The organism is Termitidicoccus mucosus, from assembly GCF_038725785.1.
GTDB lineage: Bacteria > Verrucomicrobiota > Verrucomicrobiia > Opitutales > Opitutaceae > Termitidicoccus > Termitidicoccus mucosus.
The window spans coordinates 3,385,712-3,410,089 of the sequence record NZ_CP109796.1 but is presented as its reverse complement, the minus strand read 5'-3'; the positions used below and the strand labels follow the sequence as shown (position 1 = coordinate 3,410,089).

Here is a 24,378-nt window from a genome sequence, read left to right as displayed (position 1 = left end):
CAACAGTTGTTTTCGTCCGGTCATTATCGCCGCCATGCCCCAATCCCTGAAAACCATCGCCCGCCGCGCAGGCCTGTCGGTCGCCACCGTTTCGCGGGCCTTGAGCGACTCGCCGCTGGTGCGCGAGCCCACGCGCATCAAGGTCCGGCGCATCGCCGATGAGCTCGGCTACAAGCGCCCGCCGCTCGTCGGCGCGATCATGTCGAGCCTGCGCCGGTCGGCCCAGCAAAGCTACCTCGGCAATCTCGCGCTCATCTGCATCACCCTGCCGGGAAAGCAGGCGCTGCTCCCGTTTCATGCCGGGCTGGTCGCAGGCGCCAGGCTCCGCGCCGCCGAACTCGGCTTCAAGCTCGACGTCCTCAGCCACATTCCCAAGGACATCCGCCATGCCGCGCTCAACCGCGTGCTTCGCAGCCGCGGCATCACCGGCTTGATTTTTCTCAATGCGCGAACCCGCGCGGATTTTTCCCGGTTCGACTGGTCGCATTTTGCCAGCACCCAGATCGACCATGCGATCACCAGCCCCGTGCTGCACGCCTCGGGCATCGATCACCACCGCACGATCCACATGGCGCTCACCCGCTTGGCCGGGCGCGGCTACAAGCGCTTCGGTTTTTTCATCGAAACCCACAAGGACATCATTCTGGCCTACAAATGGTCCGGCGCCTTCGCGGCTTTTCAGCGGATCATGCCCGCGCTCAAGCACATCCCGGAGCTGGAGCAGAAAGTCCTCCAGCGCCCGGCCTTTCTGTCGTGGTTTCGCGAATACCAACCCGACATCCTTGTCGGCCACAAAACAGAAATCATCGGCTGGCTGCGGGACGAGGGGCTGCGCGTGCCGGAGGACATCGGTTTTTTCAATCTGAACCTGAACGAGTCCCCCATCCCCTGCGCGGGGCTCGACCTCGAGGCCGCATTGCAGGGCGCCATCGCCGTTGAATCCGTCGTCACGCAAATCCACCAGTTCGAACGCGGCGCGCCCGCGCATCCGAAAACCATCCATATCGAAGGCCGCTGGATGGACGGCCCGACGATCCGCCCGGCCACGTAAAATCGTCGCCGTCTCCTTGCGCGTTCCGACGGGAAGGGGAGGGGCCGGCGGTGCGTGCTGGGTGCAACTCAAAGTTGTGTCACCGCCGGAATCTTTCCTCTTTCTTCTTTCTCTTTCCTCTTTCTCCCCACTCGTTCCTGACGAAAGAGAAAGATAAAGAGGAAAGAAGAAAGAGGGTGCTGACACAACTTTGGGTTGCACCCGTCCATGCTTGTAACGGTTGCATTTCGTCCGCCGTGACCTTGCCGGAAACCTTGCCTCAAATGGCCCGGCCCTCGCGTTTTCCTCCGCCCCTTCCCAACCCATGCACACCCGGACAAACACCCGCGCGCTTCTTGCCAGGCTAAGCGAACGCACCATGACGCCCGCCTCCGGCAGGCACAGCGCCATCCATGCCGACTTCAACATCGATTTTTCCAACTGGGAATGGCATCAAGGCGTCGCGCTCCACGGGCTCTGGCAGGCCGGCCTGGCGCTGGACGACGCGCGCCATCGCCGCTTCATCGAGGAGTGGCTCGCAGCCCGGCTCGCCGAGGGCATCCCGCCCAAAAGCATCAACACCACCGCGCCGCTCCTCACCATCGCCTGCCTGCATGAGCTGCATCCAAAAGCTGAATACGAAAGGCTGTGCCGCGACTATGCCGCATGGTGCATGACGCAGGCGCCGCGGCTGCCCGACGGCACCTTCGAGCACGACGCCATTTATCCCCGCCAGGTCTGGGCCGACACGCTTTTCATGGGCGCGCTTTTCCTCGCGAAATGGGGCCGCATGACCGGCGACGGCGCGCTGCTCGACCAGGCGGCGCGCCAGTTTGTCAGCCACTACCGTTACCTTGGCGACCCGCGCACCGGCCTGCTTTTCCACGGTTACGACGACACGGGGAAAACCCCCATCGGCACGCTCTGGGGACGGGGCAACGGCTGGCATGCCATCGCCGTCACCGAGGTGCTCGCGCTGCTCGGCGACAGCCATCCGGCGCGCGCCACGATCCTCGCGAATCTGCGCCGCCAGTTCGCCGGCGCCCTCGCCACGCAGGACGCCTCCGGCGCATGGCGCACCGTCATGGACGAGCCCGGCACGTATCTGGAGGCGTCCTGCACGGCGGCGTTTGCCTGCGCGTTTTTGCGCGCGACCGAACTCGGCCTCGCCGCCGACGCCGGCCTGCGCGCCGCGGCCGGACGCGCGCTCGAACGGGTGTTTGGCTGGATCAACGAAAACGGCGAACTCACGCACGCCTCCGCCGGCACGCCCGTCAAGCCGGACGCCGCCTCCTACAACGCCATCCCGTATGCGACGACCCCGTTTGCGCAAGGGCTGGCCCTGCTCGCGCTCGCCCGCGCGCTCGTTTTCTCCCCGACCGCCGTTTCCCCCGCGCCATGAGACCCATGACATCGCTCGAACGCTGCCTGGCCGTGCTGGATGGCAGGATGCCTGACACGCTGCCCGTCGTGCCGCAGAGCTTCATGTATGCCGTCGAGACGGCCGGCTTTAAGATGTCCGATGTGTCGCGCAATGGCAGGAAAATGGCCGCGGCACACCGCATCTCGCAGGAAAAGCACGGCTACGACGGCTGCGTGATTGATTTCGACGACGCGGCGATCGCCGAGGCCATCGGCGCCAGGGTGATCTATCGCGACACCGAGCCCGCCATCGTGGACGAGGAGCGGCCCGTGCTGAAGGATTTGCGCGACGTGCATGATCTTGAGGTCCCCGATCCCTGGACGGCGGGCCGGCTGCCCGAATGGCTTGAGGCGACCAAGACCCTGTCGGATGCAATCGGCGGCCACGTCCTCATCATGGGCCGGGCCGACCAGGGGCCGTTCAGCATCGCGTGCCTGTTGCGCGGCATGACGCAGTTCATGATGGACCTCATGACCGCGGACAAGGCGCTGATCGCCGACGTGCTGGACTTCGGGCGCAAATGCTGCGTCGCCTTCGCCAAGGCGCAAAAGGAGGCGGGCGCGCACGTCACCTCGATCGGCGAAGGACTGGCCGGCCCCAGCCTGATCTCGCCCGGCATGTATCGCGAGTTCGCCTTTGAAAACGAGCGCCGCGCCGCGGCGGAAATACAAGCGCACGGCCTGCCGCTTTCGCTGCACATCTGCGGCAACGCCGGCGCCATCATCCCCGACATGGGCGCCACCGGCGCCAAAATCCTCGAAGTGGACTGGCAGGTGGACATGAAAAAGGCACGGGAAACGCTGCCCGCGTCAACCGTGCTGATGGGCAATATCAATCCAAGCCACCCGCTGGTGTTCGGCAAACCGGAACAAATCGACGAGGCCGTCAAACAACTCGTCCTCGCCACGAAAGGCCGGGGACTGATCATCAGTTCCGGCTGCGCGATGGGACGGAACACCCCGCCGGAAAACGTCAGCGCCTTCGTTGCCGCCGCCAGGAAGCACGGCTCCGGCGAGGAGTTGGAAAAATTGCACCAATGCTGATTCATAAATGGCGCAATAAAAAAACCGATAAAATAGCCGCAAAGAAGCACAAGGAAAAGGAATTCAATCCTGCGCCTTTGTCAGGCCGATCGGTTCCGCACTTGTAGAGTGCATCTTCGTGATCATTAAAGACCAGCCATTATTCTGAACGGAAGAAAACAAAGGGGACCATAATATAAAAATGTCCTTTGTTCCTCTTTGTTTCCTTCTGTTCAACAAGCGCCAATCTGTTCTATGAAACTCCCCATGCAAACTTCCACCGAGAATGCAGGCGCTCCCTTGTTTGCCGCCGGTCATGTCATTCCCATCGCCATGTGGGATTTCTCGTGGCTGGAGCGGCGCTGGCCGGGCGCGGGTTACGAGGATTGGGACCGCGCGCTGGACGAACTGGCGGAGCGCGGTTACGAGGCCGTGCGCATCGACGCCTATCCCCATCTGCTCGCGGCGAATTTCGACCGCGAATGGGAGCTGCTGCCGTGCTGGAACACCCAGGACTGGGGCGCGCCCTCGCGCTGCCGGGTGCGTCCCGGTCCGGCGCTGGTGAAATTTATACAAGCCTGCGCCGCGCGCAACATCCGCGTCGGCCTGTCCACCTGGTTCCGCCGCGATGTTGATAATATCCGCACCCATGTCACCACGCCGCTCCGCCATGCGGATGCGTGGCTCGGCGTGCTGGAGCGGCTGGCCGGGGAGGGCCTGCTGCAAGCGCTGCTGTATGTCGATTTGTGCAACGAGTGGACGCATTCCGAATGGGCGCCGATTTTCCATAACCCGCCCCAATATGCGCCGGACGAATGGGATTCGCCGCCGTCGCTCGCCTGGCTGAACACCGCGCTGGCACTCGTGCGCGAGCGCTTTCCCTCCCTGCCGCTGACGGTCTCGACCAACACGCGTCCGTGGCGCTATGGCGAGGTGGATGTATCGGCGTTTGATTTCATCGAAGCGCATCTTTGGATGGCGAGCGCCAATACCAGCGATTTTTATAAGCGCGCCGGCTACGCCTACGAATTGTTTGACCCGAAGGGTTATGATAATCTCGCGCGTCACGGCGAGGCGCTGTATAGATCCGATCCGGGGCACTGGCTGGGCTTGTTAAAGAATATTATAACAAAAACCGCCGACGCCTCGCGCGCCGCGGACCGGCCGCTGGCGACCACCGAGGGCTGGAGCGTGGTGGATTACAAGGACTGGCCGCTGCTGGACTGGGGCTGGGTGAAGGAAGGCTGCGAGTTCGGCGTGGACGCCGCATTGGCGACCGGGCGCTGGCGCGCGATGTGCACCTCGAATTTTTGCGGCCCGCAGTTCCGAGGCATGTGGCGCGACACGGAGTGGCATCGCCGGTTGACGGGCCGGATGCGCGTTATGACCGCGGCTGGCTAGGGACACGGGGTGGCGCGGTCTGGCAGGGATGCTTGAACGGGACGGGATCTCTCCGTGATTGCAACGATTGCAAAACGAATCCCCTGACTTTCCCGGCATGCCTGTTTGATTGGCGCCATCTTCAACAACCTGTCCGCCCCGTTGTTCTCCCCTCTCACTGGTAAATCCCAAAAATAAATCTGCGCCATTATCATGAAAAAAACATTGTGGCCACGCCTCCTGTTCATTCTTCCATCGCTGCTATCGCCGCTCCTCTCCACCGCGCAGACCGCGCTGCCGGAGCCGGTCGTCCACTACACATTCGTCGGCACCGGCACCGTCGCGGCGAACTCCGGCACCGGCGGCGTCGTCTTCGACCAGACGCTCGCCATCAACACCCGCGACTCCGTAAACCTCCCCGCACCCACGTTCGGCGCCGCCGTCGGCGGGCCGTTCGGCGCGGCGCCGTTTCTCGACCTCTCCGGCGCCACCGCGATGGGCAACGGCTACGCCCAGCAAGCCTACATCGGCAACAATGCCGCCGCCACCTACCAGGAAGCCCACGTCCCCCGCGATGCCATGACCGTCACCGGCTGGTTTTTGCTCGACGACGCGCTGCCCTCCGCCAACCAAAACGTCACCATCGCCCGCTGCTACGTGAACTCCCCCAAGCACGGCTGGCAGATCATTTTCCCCGGCAACACCGGCGCCCTCCGCCTCGGCATGGTCGCCACCGCCGCGCGCAATTACGACGCGCCCGCCGCCACGTTTTCCACCGGCACCGGCACCTGGCAATTCTTCGCCGTCACATGGACCGCCACCGGCGGCGCGCAATGGTATGCGGGCGACGACACCGCCTCCGGCGCGCCCGTCGCCGCCGGCGCCGCCAACACCAATGCCTTCGCCTACGATGCCGCCGCCGGCACCAAGGCCCCTCTCCAACTCGGCGCGCAAAGCAACCAGGCCTCCGGCGGCGCGCTCAAGGGCAAGCTCGCCGACATCCGCATCTACGACACCGCACTCGACGCCGCGCAAATCGCAGAGATTCACGCCTCGATAAAACCCGCCGAGCCGCCGCCGGAGCCGTTCATCCGCTGGGATTTTTCCGCGCTCACCACCGGCTCAATTCCGAACAACTCCCGTGTCGCCAACACCGGCACCGGCGTTGGGCTGACAACTTCCGCCTCCGACTTCAACCTGCGCACCGACTCCGCCTCCGGCGCGAACGCCGCCACCATTTACCCCGTCGCCGGCGCCGACGGCTCCGGCCCGTTCGCCAACGGTCGCGCCCTCGATCTCTCGCTTGGCACGATGGCCGGCACCGGCGTGCAAACAAAGCTCGCCGTCTCGCAAACCGCCGCCGGCAACTTTTCCGAAATGACCGTCACCGGCTGGCTCAACCCCGCCGCCGACCTCGCGAACAACGTCACCCTTTTCCGCAACGCCGTTGACAGCAAAACCGGCTGGCAAATCACCGCCCTCAACGACCGACAGCTCCGCCTCACCGTCTTCGACGGCAACACTTCAAACGGCAACCTCAACTCCTCCGGCACGCTCCTCGCCACCGGCACCGGCACGTGGCAGTTCATCGCTGTCTCATGGAAAGCCGGCGCCACCGGCACCGGCGGCGCGCAATGGTATGTCGGCGACGAGCAAAACGCCCCGCGCGCCGACGCCGCGCCGAGGCACTCCGCCGGCACCGGCGCGATGGCGCAACCCGCCGCCTACGACCTCAAGCTCGGCTGCGGCGGCTCCGGCAATGCCTTCAAGGGCGCGCTCGCCGACATCCGCATCTACGACCGCGCGCTCGACGCCGCGCAAATCGCCGCCGTCTATGACGAGGCGAAACCCCCGCCGCCGCCCGAACCGCTGGTGCGCTACACGTTCGACGACGACGCACCTGTCGGCGACGCCAACACCGCCCCCACCGCCATCACCAACTCCGGCACGCTCGGCGTCGACTACAACATCGGCGCAAGCAGCATCGGCGCGGCCACGCGCGTCACCGCAGCCGGTGGCGGCGCGTTCGGCCAAGGTCGCGCGCTCGACCTCACTCAAAACCCCATGAACGGCACCGCCGCCGCCTACGGCACCACCGCCTCGCACGCCTCGCTCACCGGCCTCACCGCGCTCTCCGTCTCGTTCTGGCTGAAAGTTCCAGAACTCTGGACCAGTTCCGGCATTTTTGTTCTCCGCAACAACTCCGGCAACGATGGCTGGCGCGTCACTACAAACTCAAACGGACGCCTCGTCCTCACCGTCGGCAACGGCACCGCCAACCGCGACTTTGGATCCTCCAACAACCTCCTCACCGCCGCCGACGCCGGCAAATGGAAATTCGTCACCGTCGTCTGGGACGAAACCGCCACCGCCGCGCAATGGTATGTCGGCGACGAAACCGCCGCGCCCGCGCTCGCGTCCGCCGCCGCCGCTGTCGCCGCGCAAACCATGTCCGCCGCCGCGCAGCAGCTCAACATGGGTCGCGCCGGCACCGGCAGCACCGGCTCGCTCAAGGCGTTTCTCGACGACCTCCGCGTTTACGACACCGCGCTCACGGCCTCGCAGGTGCAGGCCGTTTATGATGAACTGAAGCCCGACACCCCGCCCATTCCCCCGCTCGCCGTCACCGGTTTCACCCCGGAAAACATTCTCACCGGCGGCACCGTCACCCTCACCGGCAGCAACTTCATCGACACCGTCAGCGGCAGCTCGCTCGTGAACGACGTGCTCTTCGCCACCGTCTCCGCCGGCGCCGGCAACTGGACGGTGGACTCCGGCACGCAAATTACCGTCACCGCCGTGCCCGCCGGCATCCCCGTCACCGGCACCATCGGCGTCACCGGTCCCGCCGGCGTGGCGCTCGCGCCCGGCGCGTATCAGTTGATTTTGCCGGCCATCGCCAGCTTCACGCCGGAAAGCATCGCCATCGGCGGCACGCTCACCGTCACCGGCAGCAACTTTATCGTGGACGGCAGAACGCTCGTCACCGACGTGCTTTTCGGCGACGTCTCCACCGGCATGGCGAATTTCACCGTGGTGTCCGGCACGCAACTCATCGTGGCTCCGATCCCCGACGGCATCCCCGGCAGCGCGGCCATCGGCCTCGTCTCCGCCGGCGGCACCACCTTCAGCACCGGCACCTACACGCTTGCCTCGCCCTTCATCAGCGGCTTCGCGCCGGGGGAAATCGTCATCGGCGACGGCGTCGTCCTCACCGGCGGCAACTTCATGTCCGGCACCGCGAGCGTGATCACCGACGTGCTCTTCGACACGAAAATCGTCGGCGAGGGCAATTTCACGGTGGACTCGGACACGCAAATCACCGTGCGCGCGGTGCCCGGCGGCATTCCGGACACCGGCGCGGTGAAAGTCGTCACCGCCACCGGCACCTTCGCCGCGCCGGCTCCCTACGTCATCTACACGCCGCCGCCCGCGCCGATGATTCGTTACACCTTCGAGGAGGCGGACGGCGCCGTCGCCGCTGCCAACAGCGGCACGCTCACCGGCTACAACCTCACCACGTTCAGCGGCACCGTTGGCGCGGAAATCGGCGCGGACGCCAGCGGCGTCGCCGGCAAGGGTCGCTCGCTCGACCTCTCGACCAACCAAGTAAATGCCCCCGCCTCGCCCGGCGCCGCCATCACGCCGGTCGAGCCGCCCGCCGCCTACGCCACCAGTCAGGTGCAAACCGGCCTGCCCAAGTTCAAAAAAATGACCATCACCGGCTGGTATAGACCAAACGCCGACGTCGATGTTGCCAGTCTCAACAACGCCTATCTCCTCCGCCACATGGGCATGAACTTCCATATCTACCACCGCAACGCCCGCCGCCTTCAGGCTCGCATCGGCGGCGTGGATTTCACCACCCTCGGCAACGACGACGGCGTGGATGCCACTGCCGGCACATGGAAGTTTTTCGCCGTCACTTGGGAGGAAAAAATCGGCGCAAAATTCTACGGCGCCACCGAGGATCGCGAGCCCTACGCGATGGGTGAAACCGCCAGCGCCGCCACCGAATTTGCCGAGCCGACCGCCGCCGGCGACATCCGCATCGGCCACTCCAACCGTAACGGCGGTTTCCCCGGCTTTCTCGACGACATCCGCATCTACGACTCCACCCTCACCGCCGGGCAGGTGCGCGCCGTCTATTACGAGGGCAAGGACGCCGAGCCCGACTCCAACATCCTCCCTTATCCGCCCGCGTGGGAGGCGTCCGACGCCGGCGACGCCCGCCGCGCCGCCGCGCACCGCGCCTACCTCGCGCTCATTGACCGCGCCATCGCCGCGCAGGGCAGCATCATGCCCGCGCGCATCCTCGCCGGCTACGGCGACGGCACCGTGGCCGGCAGCAAGCTCGTCTCCCGCTTCACCATCGGCTACGCCCTCCTGCAGGCCTACCGCGCCTCGCTCGTGCCGGCGGATGTGACCGGCGGCAAGAAGCAGACGCGCGACAGCTACCTCGACCTCGCCAAAAAATGCCTGCTCGCCACCCTTAACGCCGCGCAAAACACCGCCGCCTACGACGCCACCACCACCATCGCCGACCGTCAGGCCGACGAGTTGTCCTTCGGCCTCGACACCGTGGTCGAGCTTTACCAACTGCTCGCCGGCCTCGGCGAGTTCACCGCGCCGGAGCTGGCCGACATCGAGCAAAAGCTCGCCCTCTGCGCCGACGCCGTGATGACCGGCGGCCTCGAATACGGCAGCTTCAACCGCGCCTCCTCGCGCGGCTCGGGCCTCGCCGCCGTCGCCGCCATCCCCTCGCTCGCCGCCCACGCGCACCGCGCCGACTGGCTCCAGTTCGCCAATGCCATCTGGAACGACTGGCGGCACGCCGCCCCCGCGTGGAAAGCCCCCGGCGCCGCCGCCAACGTCATCGACACCTTTGAGGACGCCCGCGGCTACAACGGTCTCTGGGCCTCCACCACGCTCCGCCAGGCCGTCGCGATGGACCGGCTCGGCGACCTCCTCACGCCCGAGACCGAGGCGTTCTTCGCCCGCTTCGCCCACCTCGTCGCGCCCAACGGCGTCATGCCCGACTACGGCAACTGCTACTGGAACCACGGTCTCACCTTCTGGCTCTCCGCCTTCGAACGCCTCGGCCACCTCTACCAGCGCTCCGACTTCCTGGAAAACGCCACCGCCGTCGCCGCCTTCATCGCCCGCAACCCCGGCATGGAAATCGACGAAACCAGCGCGTTGGTGGATGCCTGCCGCGCCGTGGACGCCACGCCTGCTGCTCTCGTCCCCGCCGACCGCCCCGGCGCGGTCGTCACCACCCGCACCGGCGACTTCGGCGACGTTTTCTTCGACAAACTTTACCTGCGCACCGGCACGACCGCCGCCGATGCCTACGCCGCCGTTGACCTCCACGACGGCGGCTATCACGGCCACGAGGACGGTGGCGCGCTCCTGCTCCATACCTCCGGCTCCTCCGTGCTCCTGCACTCGCAGGCGCGCCTCGACACCTTCGCCAACGAAATGCAGGGCGTCTGGGCGACGCGCCCCGGCGAGGATTTTCTCGCGCCGACCGGCCGCCACGCACCCGGCGTGCCGACCCGCTGGCTGGTGAACTTTCGCCACCCCGGCACCTACACCGGCGGCCCCGTGCTCGACCCGGCCAAGGTCAGCGGCCTGTTCTTCCGTGCCGAAAACACTGGCGCGACATCGGTCTCGTTCAACCTGCAAGTGCTCTCCATCAAGGGCGTGAAACCCGACGGCGAAACCGTGGACCTCGGCCTCACTGCGAACTTCGCCGACGCCGGCTTCACTCCCGGCGAGGTCGCCTTCATCACCGTCTCCGGTCTGTCCGCGCCTCTCGACCTCTCGCCCTACCAATACCTGCTCGTCGAGTGGCAAAGCTCGCATCCCGACTACGCGCCGCAATTCGGCTTCAACGGCGCCTCCTTCCTCCCCGCCGGAGCCGCCGACGGACGCCCCGCCACCGCCACCCTCCGCACCACCGCCGGTTCCTTCACGCTCGACGCCTATGCCGCCGGGGACGACACCGCGCCCAAAGGCGGCCTTACCCGCGTCATGCTCGACAGCGCCGGGCGACAGATCGCGCACAGCCGCGACCTCCGCCTCCGCAAGGCCGACGGCGCGCTCCTCGTGCTCGACACTTTCGAGTTCACCGAGGCCGGCGACTACACCGTCGGTCCTGTCTGGCACGCGCAAAACCTCGTGAGCGCCTCGGGCGGCACCGTCGTTGTCCGCGACGACGTCCAGCAATATTACAGCGACGATCCTCGCGACAAAGCCGCCGAGCCGCCCGCGCCGTTGCGCTATGACTTCGCCGCCGCCGGTTCGAGTGGCACGGGCGTCTCGCCCGTGTCCGTCTCCCTCGTCCGGTCAACCTACGAGTCGCCGATGTATCCGCCCGGCAACTACCCGCGCCATCCGCAAAAGGAGCACTTCGCCGCCACCGTCACCGGTGCGCGCGCCGCCGGCGACGTGGTCACGATCCTCTCCGTCCTCCGCCCCGGCGTGCCGGGAACTGCCGGCGACCAGCCCGCCGACGTGCCCGCCGCGCCTTCGCTGATGCAACCCGGCAAACACAACGCCCTTTTCGCCGACGCCACCGGCCAGCTCGACATCGGCGAAAACCCGCCGCCGCTCCCGCCCGTCATAAACACCTTTTCGCCCGCCGCCGTGATGATTGGCGCGCCTGTCGCCATCACCGGCTACAACTTCGCCGCCGGCGGCACCTCCTTCGTCACCGATGTCGTCTTCGGCAACGTTTCCGCCGCCGGCCATTACAGCGTGGACTCCGGCACATCCATCACCGTCTCCGCCGTGCCCGCCGGCATCCCCGATCCCGGCTACCTCTACGTCCACGCCACCACCGGCACCGCCACCAGCGGCAGCATGTATTCAGTCGGCCTCCCGCCGGAAAATCCCGTCGCGCCCGTATTGCCCGGCGACGTGGCCGAGGGCGCCGACGCCATCCTCACGGCCGCCGCCGCCGGCACGCCCGCGCCCGCCTACGCATGGGAGTTTTCCAACGACAATGGCGCGACTTGGCAGTCCATCTCTGCGCTCGACTCCGCCGCCTACGCGCTCTCGCCCGACACCGCCACGCTCACCTTGAAGACAGTCTCCGGCGCCATGAGCAGCTGGCAGTTCCGCTACATCGCATCCAACGCCACCGGCCACTCTGCCACCAGCGCCGCCGTCACCCTCAAGGTCGCCCAGACGCGCCTCGGCAGCGCGCCCGCCGCCCTCGCATTCGATGCCGCCGGCAACCTCTACGTCGCCGACAGCGGCCAACACGTCATCCGCCAAATCACCTCGCAAAACGACCTCCTTGTCCTCGCCGGCGTGACCGGCGGCACCGGCAGCACCAACGGCTCCGGCTCCACCGCCCGCTTCAACACCCCTCGCGGACTCGTTGCCGGCGCCGACGGGCTCCTCTACGTGGCCGACTCCGGCAATCACCTCATCCGCCGTGTTTCCCCCGACGGCACTGCCAGCACCCTCGCCGGCTTCGCCCTCATCACCGGCGTCAGCGGCAGCGCCGGCTGGCGCGACGCCACCGGCGCGGACGCCCTCTTCCGCGCTCCCGCCGGCCTCGCCCCCGATCCCGCCGGCGGCTTCTATATCGCCGACAGCGGCAATCACGCCATCCGCCACATCTCCCCCGCCGGCGCCGTCACCACCATCGCCGGCCTCATTGACACCGCCACCACCCTGGTCACCGCCACCATCGCCGGCCCCAGCGGCACCACCGTCCATGTCACCGGCACCGTCGTCACCACCACCGCCATCAGCGGCACCGACGACGGCCCCGCCGAATTCGCGACCTTCAACGCTCCGAACGCCGTCGCCGTCGGTCCCGACGGCAGCATCTACGTGGCCGATTTCAACAACCGCGCCATCCGCGTCATCTCCCCCGCGCCCGACCGCGTGGTCAGCACTCTCGCCGGACAAATCGGCACGTCCGGCATGGCGGACGGCACCGGCACGGATGCCCGCTTCGGCAGTCCCGCCGGCCTCGCGCTCGATGGGGGCACCCTCTACGTCGCCGATTCCAGCAACTCCACCCTCCGCGGCGTTGACACCGCCACCGGCGAAGTGCGCACGCTCGCCGGCGCCGCGCAAACCACCGGCACCGCCGACGCCACCGGCACGCTCGCCCGTTTCAACAACCCGCGCGGCCTCGCCCTCGGCCCCGATGGCTTCCTCTACATCGCCGACACCGGCAATGCCGCCATCCGCGTCTTTGACCCTGCCGGTGCCACCGTGACCACCCTCACCGTCACCGGCACTTGGAGCCAGCCTCTTCCCCCGGTGGAGAACCACGGTCACCCCGGCGGCGAAAACACGTCCGGCGGCGGCGCGCCCTGTTTCTGGTATTTCCCCGCCCTCGCCCTCCTCGCGCTTCTCCGCCGGCGCGTCTCGATTTCAAAGGAGCGCGGGCTTTCCAGCCCGCGACGAGAGCCAACGCGGACAAGAATGTCCGCGCTCCTTTCCCTCGCCCTCGCGTTTCTTCTTTCAGCCCTTCAGCCGTTCAGCCCTTCAGCCCTTTCCCAACAACCCGCCACCGGTTCCGTGCAAGGCCGGGTGCTCAATGCCGACACGGGTGACTACATTTACCAAGCCCGCGTCCGTGTCCTCTCCGTCGCCGACGGCAGCCTCCGCATCGAGGCCCTCACCGACCCCGAAGGCCGCTATTGGCTCGCCGGCGTGCCCGCCGGCACTGTCACCGTCGAGGCGGCATTCACCGGCATGCCGCCCGTCACCACCACTGTTGACGTCGTCCCCGGCCAAGCCGTGGACGCGCCCACGCTCAACCTCAGCATGACCGCCCTCGCTTCCGGGCCCGCCGCACCCGACGGCGACGGGAAGGTGGTCATGCTCGACGCCTTCGTCGTCGAATCCAAGCGCGACCTCACCGGCGCCGCCATCGCCCTCAACAGCCAGCGTTTCGCCGAAAACATCCGCAACGTTGTCTCCATTGAGGAAATGGGTTTCACCGGCGACGGCAGCATCACCGGCGCCCTCAAGTTTCTCCCTGGCGTCGAACTGGAAAATGACGACTCCGGCTTCGGCAACGCCATCACCCTTTCCGGCGCCCCCAGCGCCAACGTGCCCGTCACCGTCGGCGGTCTCGACGCCATCAGTTCGTCCTACCTCACGCAAAACGAATACGGCAACGCCAACCAGCGCTCCGTAAACCTCATGCAGCTATCCGCCAACAACATTTCCCGCGTCGAGGTCAATCGCTCTCCCACGCCTGACAGCCCCGGCAGCGCCCTTGCCGGCTCTGTCAACCTCGTCCCCAAAAGCGCCTTCGAGCGCGCCCGCCCGCAATATACCGTCCAGCTCTTCGGCTCGGCCAACGCCAAAAGCGTCACCCTCTCCCAGCGCAGCGCCCCGCTCAACGGCACGCAAACCCCCGTCCACGCCGGCGCCGCCTTCAGCGCCATCGTCCCCCTCAGCAAGCGCCTCGGCTTCTCCCTCAACCTCACCCACAGCGTCTCCCCGAAAAGCTACTCCGCCGTGACCCGCAGCGTCACCGCCAACTACAACGCCCTCTCCGAAAACCAGTCCGAATGGGGCTACCTCAACGACGATCCCGCCACCGGACGGGTTTATAAATATTATCTCCACGCCTTCGACCTCTACGACAACAACAGCACCTACACCCGCGACAGCGTCAACCTGACCGTCGACTACAAGCTCACGCGCAACAGCACCCTTTCCCTCGGCTGGACCCAAAGCTACAACGAACAGCAAAACGGCCAGCGCCGCGCCTCTTGGGACATGGGTCGCGCGCGCATCAACTGGGGCGCCTCCACCACCGGCGACGAATGGACCGGCGCCGCCACCGACCGCGTCACCAACACCCCCGCCAGCCTGCACGACGACGGCACGCAGGTCGTCAACGCCACCACCTACAACGACTTCATAGACAAAAACCGCCAGTTCAGCCTGAAATACCGCTGGCGCACCCACGACTGGGCCGCCGAGTTGCTTGCCAGTCAAGGCGAGGCCGGACGCACCTCCGTTGACCTCTCCCGCGACCTCCTTTTCGGCGGCTGGTCGGTCGTGGACACCGTCAACATCACCTTCGCGGACATCCAGAAATGGGACATCGGCTCCATCACCGCCGCCCACAACGGCGTGCCTGTCTCCCCCTTTGACCTTGCCTCCCTCTATTCCGCCGAGGGCGGCGGAGGCGTGCGCGCCGAAACCGTCACCATCAACACCACTCGCGACACCGTCGGCTACACCTCGCTGCCCCGCTTCCGCATCAAACCCGACTGGACCGGCGATCGCAAAGTCCAGCTCGCCGGCAGCCTCTCGCGCAACTTTGACATTGGCCACACCTACCACATCGCCAAGCTCGGTTTCGATTACAACGACTGGAAACGCGACCAGCGCTACGACGAAGCCTTCGGCACCGGCGGCGGCTTTTATTACGACGGCATCGACGTGCCCTACACCGGTTTCGTCAGCGACGGCTACAACCGGGTCCTTCCCCTCGGCTACGGCGTGCTCCCCAGCATGGACCTGCACAAAATGGCCCTCTTCTACAAAGCCAATCCGGGCATGTTCAAATCCATCAACCCCGGCAACGACTACGTGACGGCCGTCATCAACAACAAATATTTCCGCGAGACCATCACCTCCGCCTACCTGCGCGTGGACAGCAGTTTCCTCGATCACCGCCTGCTCGTCGTCTGGGGCCTGCGCGCCGAACGCACCGACGACGAAGCGGAGGGCGCGGGCGTTGACCCTTCCGCCAACCGTGCCCTCCGCCCTGACACCGGCCTGATGGACTACATTTACCCCCGCAACTCCCTCGCCGCCGCCAAGCTCATCTATACTCCCCGCGGCAGGCGCGCTGAAAAAAGCTACACCGACCTCTTCCCCAGCGTGAACGCCCGCTACAACCTCACCGCCAACCTTGTCGCCCGCGCGTCCTACTCGCAAACCATCGGACGCCCCGATGTGTATAACATCGTCCCCGGCGTCGTCAGCAATCTCGTCGCCGTCTCCTCGGGCGACATGGCCATCCGGGTGACCAATCCCAACCTCGACCCGTGGAAATCGCAAAATATCTCCCTCTCCCTCGAACTCTATTCCGATAAAATCGGCGACCTCACCCTGCGCGGCTACCGCCGCTGGATTAACGACGCCTATGCCGACCGCACCCTCTCCGTGGATGACAGTCGCGACATCATCGAATTTTACGGCCTCGACCTGACCGAGTTCCCCAACGCCTACCTCGTCCGCCCCGAACGCATCCCCGGCACGCTCGTCACCTCCGGCCTGGAGCTGAGCGGACGCTATAACCTCGATCCGCTCCTCCCAAACTGGGCGCGCGGCCTCCGCGTGCGGTTTAATATTTCCCGCTCCACCATCACCGGAGGCGACGAACTCGCCGCCTCCTTCGGCGCGCAGAAGATGTATCTCTTCCCTTGGAGCGCAGGCGGCAGCCTCACTCTTGAGCGCAAATATTTCACTGTCGCCGTGAGCGGCAAATGGAACGACACCCAGCGCCGGGCCTATTACGCGGTCGAGATCGGCACGGCCAACGGTCGCTACGCCCCCGGAACCTATGAATATATCCAGCCCACCTTCCGCCTCGACCTCGACCTCACCGTAAAGCTCACCAAAAACCTCTCCCTCTTCATCAACGGCCGCGACATCAACAACTACACCCAGGAGCATCTCCGCTACGCCCCCGACACTCCCGAGTTGCTGAAGGCCTACCGCCGCCTCCAATACGAAGCCGTCTGGACCGCCGGCATGAAGGCCGTGTTTTGATAAAAACAAACCATTAAATTCACCACAAAGACACGAAGACTTTTTAATAAACCGCGAAAAACGCCAAAACCCGCGAAACCCAATCTATTTCCTTTCGCGCCCTTTCGCGTTTTTAGCGGTTATAAAAAATCGAACCATTATTTTGAACAGAAGGAAACGAAGGGCGCCAAGAAGGCCATGATTTGGAAATGTATTCTTCGTTTCCCTTTGTTTCTTTCTGTTCAATAAAAACGAACAATTTTCCCCCATGCGCACCCGCATCTTGGCATCACTCCTTCTCTTCCTCCTCGCGCCGCTCGCCCAGCAGGCCGCGCCGTTGCTGCTCCGTCCCGGCGACAAGCTCGCCGTCTGCGGCGACTCCATCACCGAGCAGAAACGCTACAGCGTGTTTATCGAGGACTACCTCCTCGCCTGCCAGCCCGCCGCCAACCTCTCCGCCATCCAGTTCGGCTGGGGCGGCGACACCACTTGGGGCTTCCTCTCCCGCCTCCACCAGAATGTCGCGCCGTTCCGCCCGACCGTCGCCGCCACCTGCTTCGGCATGAACGACGGCGGCTACCTGCCCGTCGCCCAAGCCGGCGAGCGTCTCGACCGCTACCGCCAGTCCCTCGACGGCATCGTCGCCAACTTCAAGGCCGCCGGCGTGCGCGACATCGTCGTCGGCTCGCCCGGCGTCGTCGATACCGGCACCTTCCGCCGCCTCTCCCCCGACGCCTACAACGAAACCCTCGCCGCCCTCGGCGACATCGCCCGCGAGGTCGCCGAAAAACACGGCGCCCGCTTCGCCGACGTGCATGGCGCGATGCTCGCCGCGATGAAAAAGGCCAAGGCGAAATACGGCCCCGACCATCCCGTGGCCGGCGGCGACGGCGTGCATCCCGGCGCGAACGGCCACCTCGTCATGGCTTATGCCTTCCTGAAGGCGCTCGGCTGTGACGGCGACATCGGCGCCATCACATGGGACTGCGCCGCGGGCCGCGCCACCGCCACCGGCGGCCACCGCGTGCTCGCCGCCACCCGCACCGCCGTCGAACTTGAATCGACGCGTTATCCGTTCTGCTTTTTCGACGGCGGCGGCGACATCGCCAGCGCGCGCCGCATGGTCGAGTTTCTTCCCTTCAACGACGACCTGAACCGCTACACCCTCGTCGTGAAAAACGCCCCCGCGCCGCGGGTGAAGGTCACCTGGGGCAAAGCCGCGCGCGAGTTCGCCGCCGCCGACTTGGAGCGCGGCATCAACCTTGCCGCCGAGTTTCTGGACAATCCCTTCTGCGACGCCTTCGCCCGCGTCCACGAAACCGTGATGGCCCAGCAAGCCTACGAGACCGACGCCGTGAAGATCCTGCTCACCTCGCTCCCCGTCTGGACAAAACATTTCCCCGGCGAGGAGAAAAACACGGCCGCCCGGCAGGAGTTGATTCTCAAAAAATCCGCCGCCCTCGTCGCCGAGTCAAAAGCCTCCGTCTCCCCCGTCAGGCACACGCTGGCCATCGAGGCGCTTTAGAGCAGGTTCTCTCAATATTTACACATGAGGGTAGGGCGAGGCGTCCCCGCCGAGCCGCGGCTCACCCGGAGGGTTCGCCCTACCTAAAGTCTGTGCAAATGTCGGGAAAATACTATAAACGAAAAACGCTTCATGGTCATTTTGCCTGCACGCGCAGGACGGTGTGCGACCGGGCGGGCACGGTGTGGCGAAAACGCGGCCCCGGGACGGCAATAGTCTCCTCGCGCGGAGAAACCTGATCGGGGGCATCGAGGGTGTTGGTGTCGTCGAGACTCCCGGCGGTGAGAAGGGAGACACGTCCCGTGTCCGCGATGGTTTGCACGCCCTCGAGCCCGATGGCCGCGTCGAGCGGACGGTCGGCGGGGTTGACGAGGTGGAGGATGATTTCGCCCGCTCGGTCGTCGCGGCCGGCGACGGCGTAGAGGACCGCGGGCGGCCGGCGCGCGCCTTCGAGAATGAGCGCGCCGTCGAGCCAGCATTTCACCGCCCCGCCCGAGACCTCGACCCTGATGTCATACCAGCGCCCGTCCTCGATGCGGCCGGCGGCGCTGGCGGCGGGGGCGCCGCCGAGGTTGAGCGTGTATTGGGTATTCCGATACGAACCGAGGTTGAGGCGCCCGGTCTCGCCGCCGGGTTCGGCCTGGAAGAAAACGAGGAAACCCTCCTCGCCGCCGAGTTTGCGGGCTTTCACGGAAAGCGTGTAATCGGTCCACGCGCCATCGACGGCGAGGGCGCGCACGTCGGGCTCGTCCGGGTTTTCCTGGCGAAGCGCGCCGTCGCGGATGGCCCACGCGCCGCCCCGGGTCTGCCAGGCGGCGAGTTGTTTTCCGCCGGCGAAGTCGGCGCGGAAGAGTTCGCGCCCGCCGCGGGTGATGACGAAATCCTTGAACTCGGCCCGGCTGTGCCACGTGCCCACGCCCGCGCTCCCGGGATACGCGGGCGCGGGTTGCGGGGGCACGGCGAGCGTCGTCGGCAGGACGCGGTCGGGCCGATGGCGCGAGAAGGCCTTTTGCACGTGGTAGGAGGGCGTGCCGTAAACGCGGTCGTGGTCGAACCAGACGAGGTCGGGCGCCCACTGCGTGGCGCCGCTTTTCGCGAAAAGCGGCGCGTAGGCGGCCATGGTGACGACATCGGCGTTGCGGAGGAGGCCGGTCATGAAGGCCGCCTCGGACAACGCGGCGCGGAGCGTGTTGCGCCGGTCGGTTTCGTGCGCGGCGAATTCGCCGGCAAAAACCTTCGGGCCGGCGCGGTCGTGGCGATCGTAACGGTCCGCTTGGGCAAAGAACCACGCGGGCGGGCGGTAGTAGTGCTCGTCCACGATTTCGGCGGGCGTGCCGGCCTTGAATTTGTCCCATGCCAGCCGCCACCACTGGTCGTCCACGCCGGGTCCCGAGGTGGTGATGAGAACGATTTCAGGATGCGCGGCCTTGAGCGCGTCGTGGAAAACCGTGTAGCGCTCGAAATACGGTTCGCCCCATTGCTCGTTGCCGATGCCGAGGTATTTCAGGTTGAAAGGCGCCGGGTGCCCCATCGCGGCGCGGACGCCGCCCCACTTGCTGTCAACGGGACCGTTGGCGAACTCGACGAGGTCGAGCGCGTCCCGCACAAAAGGCCCCAGCTCGCCGAGCGGGACAAGCTCCCCGGTCTGGTATTGGCAGGCCATGCCGCAGTTGATGACCGGCACGGGGGCGGCGCCGATGTCCTCGCAAAGTTGGAAATACTCGAAGAAACCCAGCCCGTAGGACTGGTAATACTGCGGCGCGTGATCGCGATGGAGGGCATGCTGCCAGCGGTTCCGGTTTTCGGGCCGCGCGGCGATGTCGCCGACGGTGTCCTTCCATCGATAGGCGTTGGCAAGGTCGGAGCCCTCGACGATGCAGCCGCCGGGGAAGCGCAGGAAGCCGGGGCGCATGTCGGCGAGCATTTGCACGAGGTCGGCGCGCAGGCCGTTGGGGCGTTGTTTCCAGGTGTTTTCCGGGAAAAGCGAAATGACATCGAGGTCGATGGTGCCGGCGGCATCAGCGGTGACGACGAGGCGGGCCCGCCCGGTGCCGGTGAACGGCACGGGCAGGCGCGAGGCGGACGAGGGCGGAACGGCGATGACGGCGTCGCGGCGGGTCCAGGCCGTGGCGATGTTTTCGATGCGGCATCGGCCGAGCACGCGCCCGGTCTCGTCCTCGATGGCGACGGCGAGCGCGCCGGAGAAGCCGTCCGCGGCGCGGGCGCGCAGCGAGACGAGGTAATTTTCCCCGGCCCGGACGGCGATGCCGCCGAAGCCGTAGTTGGCGACGCCGAAGCCTTCGCCGGGGTCGCGCACGGCGAGGCGGAGGAAATGCGGATTATTCGGGTTGAGCGGGGTCTCGGCCGAGATGCCGGCGGAGGCGTCGGCGCCACGGTTCACGAGGCCCCACGCATAGAACGAATCGGCGTGCTCGAAGGAGCGGTTCTGCACGAGTTCGGCGTAGAGCCCGCCGTCCGCGCCGTAATTGATGTCCTCGAAAAACAGTCCGTGCATGAGCGGGCTGACCGGGATGCCGGGCGCGGCAGCATCGACCGTGACGGTGACCGGCGCGGCGGCCGCGGGCGGAATCGCAAGCGAGACGAGGGGGACGGCAAGGGCGGAAAGGAAGCGGATGCGATATGTCATTGTGTCATGAAAAACGGATACGAAATCGGGCGGACGTGGCGCGCATGACGCGCGCGGGCGCGCCCGCGGAGGCAAGCATACTCAACCGCCATTTCCGCGCCGGGTAAACCGGCGGGCGCGGTTTACGGTCAGAGTTTTGGCGGCCCGGGAACCGTTCGTCCGGTTGAAACCGCGGTTTTACCGCGTGTTTTTGAGGTAGCAGAAGGCGGTGAAGGTGCCGTCGGCATCCGCACTGGCGGCCCGGGCATCGACCACGAAGCGACCGGACGACTGGCGGCGGCTGGCCTCGGAGTCGGGGCGCTTGGTGTCGATGACGTTCAGCGCGCCGTTGATTTTTTTCGAGAGCATCGCGCAATCCGCCAGGGACAGGCCGGGAAAGACGACGTAGGCGCAGCGTCCGTCCGGGAGCCCGGAGGAGCCATCGAGGTAAAAGTTCACGCCATGGACGCTCATCAGTCCTCCGCCGGCGTTGGTCCCGACGGCGGAGGCGGCGATCCCCGTGTCAACCGGGGCGCACTCGGAACGGACGACTTTGCTCCAATCCTGCACGCTGGCGGCGGGGGAGCCGTCGGGTTTCAAGCCGGCCGTGAATGCGCGGAGCTGCCGGTTCCAGCCGACGATGTCGGCAGGCTGGATGGCGCCGCCCTGGACCGGATCACGGCCCGTGCGCCAGTCCGGGAGTCGGTCCAGCGTCCGGGTCGCGAGCAACACCGCCTCCAGACAGAACTCGGGCGTGCCGTTGTCGTTTTCATCCAGGCTGGCGTCGGGGCCGGGGCCATCGGCCGTGCGGACGATGCCGCGGCCCTTGGTGAAAGGCATCAGGCCGGATGCCTCGGGGAGGGCGGCATACCGGGCCAGCGCCGTCTCCAGCTTTTCCAGGTTGGAGACGGTGGATTCGACCCGGCTCCGGTTGATGCGCGCCAACACGCCGGCCGAAACCACGGACAGCAGCACCGAAATGACGACGAGTATGCCGAGCACCTCGACAAAGGTGAGCCCTCGGCGGGATTTGATGTTATGTTCCATCGGTGGAAGTTTGGGACAAGGCCTCCACTTTCAACCTCGGCACGAACTTTCTCGCGTCACGCGCGCGGCTGTTGCGCCAGGACCGCCATGATGGCCTTCTGCGTGTGCAGCCGGTTTTCGGCCTGGTCGAAGATGATTGAGCGCGGGTTGTCCAGGACCTCCTGCGTCACTTCCTTGCCGACGTAGGCGGGCAGGCAGTGCATGAACCAGGCGTCGGGCTTCGCGGCGGCGAAAAGTTCCGCGGTCACGGCGTAGGGCGACATTGTCTTGATGCGCTCCGCGGCCTCGGCCTCCTTGCCCATGCTCACCCACACGTCGGTGTAAACCACGTCGGCGTCTCTCACCGCCTCGCGCGCGTCGGTGGTGAATTCATATCCGCCCGCGAAGCCTTCCTTCGCGAGCAGCGCGTCGAGCTCCTTCGGGGGCTCGAACCCTTTCGGGCCTGCGAGCGAGATTTTCATGCCGAAGAGATTTGCGCCGAGGATCCATGAGTTCGCCATGTTGCAGGCCGTGTCGCCGAGAAACGCGATCTTGCGGCCTTTCAGCGACGCGAACAGATCCCCGCCCTTCGGCGCCCAGCGCTCGGCCATGGTGAAGGCGTCCGTGTAAATCTGGCACGGATGGAGAAAATCGGTCAGCGCGTTGATGACGGGAATGCTGCCGGCGCGCGCGAGTTCCTCGACCTCGGCGTGGTCGAACGTGCGCACGATGAGCCCGTGCACGAAACGCGAAAGCACGCGGGCGGTGTCGGCCACCGTTTCGCCGCGCCCGAGCTGGATGTCGCCTTTGTTGAGGAAAAGCGGATTGCCTCCGAGTTCGTGGATGCCGACCTCGAACGAGACCCGCGTGCGCGTGCTCGATTTGGAGAAGATCATCGCCCATGTCTGGTGCTGAAGCACGGGCGGCGTGTGGCGTCCGCGTTTCTGCTTCAACTCGCGGGCAAGGGCAAAAATTTCCGCCACCTCGCGGGGCTTGAAATCGGTCTCTTTGAGGAAGTGCTTCATCGGAAAGAAGCGCGAGTGCTTATACCCGCCGCCACTACGCTGCGAGGGAAAAATGCGCGCGGCACAAAGAATGGATGGGAGGATGGAAAAAGTCAGGAGGGACGCTGTCCCTCCACTGGCATATTTTCCAAAGGGATCATTTCAGTTCGGAAGCGGCATGCCTCCTGATTGCTTCCATCCTGCCTTCGCCTATTCCGCCAGGCAGCGTCTGAAACCGGCGGCAAGGGCGGCGCGGTCGAGGTCGCGGCCGATGAAGACGAAGGTGTTTTGACGTTTTTCGCCGGATTTCCAGGGTGCCCCGGCGCGGGAGTCGAAGAGCATGTGCACGCCTTGGAAAATGATGCGCTCCTTCGAGCCGCGCACGGCGAGGACGCCTTTGCTGCGGTAGATGTCGGTGCCTTTTTGCGCGAGGAGTTCGCCGAGCCAGGCGTTGAGGCTGGCGCCGTCGAACTCGCCTTCCATCGCGATGCCGACGGAGCCGACCGCGCCGTCGTGCGTGTGCGTCGCCTTGAAGGCGCGCTCGCGCAGGGGCGCGAGTTTTTTGTCCTTGTCGCCTGCTGCGGCGAGGCGGGCGTCGAACTCGTCGGGATGATGCTGGGTGAAAAGCGCGTAGTGGCCGGCCGTGGCGATGCCGACGGGGAAGACGGCGGGAAACGCCGGGAAGGCGAGGCGGTGCAGCCTGCCGTCGGGCAGGAGCGGCGTGCCGGGCGCGAGTTCGCGGGGCTCGGCGGAAAAGGCGAGCACGGCGCGGTCGCGCGCGGCGGCGAATGATGCTTCGGAGGCGTCGGGAACGGGAAGGAGGACGGCGTCCATCGCGGGGTCGGGGCCCTCGTCGAGCGTGAGCGTGGCGGCGCCGGCGGGAAGGTCGTGGATGCCGCCCCACTCGAAGGGATATTCGGGTTCCATGAACCGCGGATCGACCTGCGTGGCGCGGTCGAGGTCGAAGCCGCCGAGGTTGAGGACATGCTCGAGCGGGACGGCGGCGTTGCGCGCGCGGTGGAGGCGGGCGGCGGGATTCATCCGGCGGAGGCGCGCCTCGATGGCGGCAAGCTCGTCGTCGGCGACGAGGTCGGTTTTGTTGAGGAGGATGGTGTCGGCGAAGGCGATCTGTTTTTGCGCCTCGTCGCTCGAATCCCAGTGTGCCGCGATGTGGCGCGCATCGACGAGGGTGACGATGGCGTCGAGGTGGTAGCGGGCGCGCACGCCGGGATCGGTGAAGAAGGTGAGCGCGACGGGGCCGGGGTTGGCGAGGCCGGTGGTTTCGATGACCACGGCGTCGATGCGGCGGTCGCTTTGCGCGAGGCGGGTGAGGATGCGGATGAGGTCGCCGCGCACGGTGCAGCAGATGCAGCCGTTGTTCATCTCAAAGATCTCCTCGCGTTCGCGGATGACGAGCTGGTTGTCCACGCCGACTTCGCCGTATTCATTTTCTATGACGGCGATGCGGCGTCCCCGGCGGTTGGCGAGGATGCGGTTGAGGAGCGTGGTCTTGCCGGCGCCGAGGAAGCCGGTGAGGACGGTGACTGGAATCAGGTTTTGTGTGTTCATTGGCCCGTTTGTTTATGCT

General features: G+C 66.1%; 10 protein-coding genes. 6 read left to right on the top strand and 4 right to left on the bottom strand.

All coding sequences use genetic code 11. From position 1 onward, the window contains the following. The first annotated feature begins 34 nt into the window (after positions 1-34). From OH491_RS11980 to OH491_RS11955, 6 genes are all read left to right on the top strand, one after another. Complete coding sequence (locus tag OH491_RS11980; protein ID WP_068771200.1) at positions 35-1,051, top strand: LacI family DNA-binding transcriptional regulator; 1,017 nt, start codon at positions 35-37, stop codon at positions 1,049-1,051. 304 nt (positions 1,052-1,355) lie between these two features. After that, on the top strand, positions 1,356-2,432 hold the full coding sequence (locus OH491_RS11975; RefSeq protein WP_145928898.1) for a glycoside hydrolase family 88 protein: 1,077 nt from the start codon (positions 1,356-1,358) through the stop codon (positions 2,430-2,432). Next, entirely contained in the window at positions 2,429-3,496 is a 1,068-nt protein-coding gene (locus OH491_RS11970; protein ID WP_068771202.1) for a uroporphyrinogen decarboxylase family protein, read from the top strand. Before OH491_RS11975 ends, OH491_RS11970 begins: the two co-directional genes overlap by 4 nt. A 246-nt stretch (positions 3,497-3,742) precedes the next feature. Next, positions 3,743-4,876: a cellulase-like family protein gene (locus OH491_RS11965; RefSeq protein WP_068771622.1), complete on the top strand. Its 1,134-nt coding sequence runs from the start codon at positions 3,743-3,745 to the stop codon at positions 4,874-4,876. Between the two features lie 192 nt (positions 4,877-5,068). Further along, the gene (locus OH491_RS11960) at positions 5,069-16,630 is read left to right on the top strand and encodes a TonB-dependent receptor domain-containing protein (RefSeq protein WP_068771204.1); all 11,562 of its coding nucleotides are present in this window, start codon (positions 5,069-5,071) and stop codon (positions 16,628-16,630) included. Between the two features lie 247 nt (positions 16,631-16,877). Continuing rightward, on the top strand, positions 16,878-18,134 hold the full coding sequence (locus OH491_RS11955) for an SGNH/GDSL hydrolase family protein (RefSeq protein WP_068771205.1): 1,257 nt from the start codon (positions 16,878-16,880) through the stop codon (positions 18,132-18,134). 136 nt (positions 18,135-18,270) lie between these two features. On the opposite strand, the gene OH491_RS11950 is transcribed toward OH491_RS11955, so the two are convergent. From OH491_RS11950 to OH491_RS11935, 4 genes are all read right to left on the bottom strand, one after another. Further along, positions 18,271-20,781 carry an alpha-L-arabinofuranosidase C-terminal domain-containing protein gene (locus OH491_RS11950; protein ID WP_068771206.1) on the bottom strand — a complete coding sequence of 837 codons (2,511 nt, stop codon included), beginning with the start codon at positions 20,779-20,781 and terminating at the stop codon, positions 18,271-18,273. Between the two features lie 177 nt (positions 20,782-20,958). Continuing rightward, the gene (locus tag OH491_RS11945; RefSeq protein ID WP_068771207.1) at positions 20,959-21,807 is read right to left on the bottom strand and encodes a hypothetical protein; all 849 of its coding nucleotides are present in this window, start codon (positions 21,805-21,807) and stop codon (positions 20,959-20,961) included. A 56-nt stretch (positions 21,808-21,863) separates the two neighbouring features. Next, entirely contained in the window at positions 21,864-22,811 is a 948-nt protein-coding gene (gene argF, locus OH491_RS11940) for an ornithine carbamoyltransferase (protein ID WP_068771208.1), read from the bottom strand. A gap of 189 nt (positions 22,812-23,000) precedes the next feature. Next, the gene (locus OH491_RS11935) at positions 23,001-24,359 is read right to left on the bottom strand and encodes a CobW family GTP-binding protein (protein WP_068771209.1); all 1,359 of its coding nucleotides are present in this window, start codon (positions 24,357-24,359) and stop codon (positions 23,001-23,003) included. Positions 24,360-24,378 lie beyond the last annotated feature (19 nt).